Source organism: Acinetobacter sp. YH01019 (genome assembly GCF_013420285.1).
Classification (GTDB): domain Bacteria; phylum Pseudomonadota; class Gammaproteobacteria; order Pseudomonadales; family Moraxellaceae; genus Acinetobacter; species Acinetobacter gandensis.
Map to the genome: position 1 here is coordinate 1 of NZ_VOYM01000167.1, position 2,025 is coordinate 2,025.

The following is a 2,025-nucleotide window of genomic DNA, read 5'->3' on the forward strand; positions in this document are numbered from 1 at the left end:
TGTTCAAATGGCGATTCAGCGTTTAATTGGTTTTGGGAAAAAAGAAGAGTTTAAGGAGATTTTGGCAATTTTAAGAAGGCAGAAGCCTGATAGGATAAGGGTTCTGTGAAATTTGTCGTGTACAGAGCTATTTTTGTAAAAATTGTAGGATGACTCAAATATTTTTTTTCATAAATATTTCTTTCACTTAGTTGGGTATTTATATCGGAATTATTGTTTTTATGCCCATGAATTTTATTTTTTAGTAAAAAATGAGTTTGTGCAACTTCGTGCTAAAGATACGGCTTAGATTAGTGTTCATTATTTTATTCGTATTTCGAATAGTTCTCTTTATTGAAATACGCTTTTCCGAAGAAATAAAAGTTAAAATTTCAGCTTAAATTCAGCTATGTGCTTAAAAATTGCATTAGATCACTTGATTGGGCACACAATGAATGAAAAATCTACGTAAAGTTTTAATGAGATATATCAGATTGTGTTTTCGAACATAATTTATCTATAAAACTGAATGTAATATAACTTTTAAGCTTTATCATTGCAGGTTAGTTTGAAAAGAAAAAAATAAAGGAATTCTTTTAGCAGATGTTTAAATCTTTTTTTCCAAATCCCAAATGGTTTTTTGGGTCCTTCATTGTTTGGTTTTTTATCAATATCGCGCTTTGGTATAGTGGTGGCAGTGAATGGGGAACAATCATAGGTTTACCAGAGAACTATCATCAAGCCGAATTACCGATTGGTGTGAGCCGTTTTTGGTCACCTTCCTTTATATGGTTCTATCTTTGGTTTTTTATCTCTAGTTGTATTTTTTCACTGGCCTGGAAAGTAAAGTCAAGCAATCCATGGCAACCATGGTCAGTCTGGGGCACAGCATTAATATTGTTTAATATCTGGTTCGGTGTCCAAATGAGTGTGGTTGTTAATGCTTGGTATAGCCCTTTTTATGATTTGATTCAAAAGATGTTGAGTAGTGGTGGCGGCAATGTAAATGATCTTTATATGGGAATAATGACATTTTTATATATTGCATTGGTTTATGTCACGTTTGCGGTATTGAACTTATTTTTCGTAAGTCATTATGTATTTCGCTGGCGTACGGCAATGAATGAGTTTTATACCTTGCATTGGGATCAGCTTAGACATATTGAGGGGGCATCTCAGCGAATTCAAGAAGATACGATGCGCTTTGCAAAAACCACAGAAAGTTTAGGTGTGAGTTTAGTTGAAGCGGTGATGACTTTAATTGCTTTTTTACCTGTTTTATTTAGTCTGTCTGCGCATGTAAAAGAATTACCAATAGTTGGTGAAATTCCGCATGCATTAATGTGGGCTGCGGTGGCTTGGTCAGTAGTGGGTACGCTCATACTGATGATTGTGGGCTATAAATTACCAGGACTCGAATTTAATAATCAGAAAGTAGAAGCGGCGTATCGCAAAGAGTTGGTGTATGGCGAAGATTATGCAGATCGCGCACAACCTCAAACATTAAAAGCGCTTTTTTCAAAAGTTAGATTTAATTATTTTAGACTTTATTTTCACTATGCATATTTTAATTTAGTTCGTATCTGGTACTTACAATTGGATAATATATACGGTATTTTTATTCTATTTCCTAGTATTGCAGCTGGCACTATTACATTAGGATTAATGATGCAAATTGGAAATGTATTTGGGAAAGTGCGTGAATCATTTCAATATTTAATTAGCTCATGGCCGACAATCATTGAATTGCTATCTATTTATAAGCGCTTAAAAATATTTGAAGAACAACTTAATAAAAAATAAATACTTAACTGTGAATTTAACCTGCTAAATGCAGGTTTTTTTTATGGGTTTATAATAATTGTTTTATGAAATCATCAGGTTAGAAAATAACTATACAAGTGTTTCTTAATTTAAAAAGGCTTTGTTGCACAAAGATTTGAAATGCAAAGCGCCCCTAATTGAGCCAAATTTAAGGCGTAACTTGGGTAAGTGGTCGACCTAATTCCGTAAATCTGTTAAGAACTGCTACACGTGCATGGATCT

Annotated in this window: 1 protein-coding gene; it reads left to right on the plus strand. The window is 33.4% G+C overall.

The genetic code is table 11. The annotated features are described in order from the left end of the window. The first annotated feature begins 582 nt into the window (after positions 1-582). Positions 583-1,782 (plus strand): peptide antibiotic transporter SbmA, encoded by a 1,200-nt coding sequence (gene sbmA, locus FTT84_RS17645; RefSeq protein ID WP_180082016.1) that lies wholly within the window; start codon positions 583-585, stop codon positions 1,780-1,782. Positions 1,783-2,025: the final 243 nt, after the last annotated feature.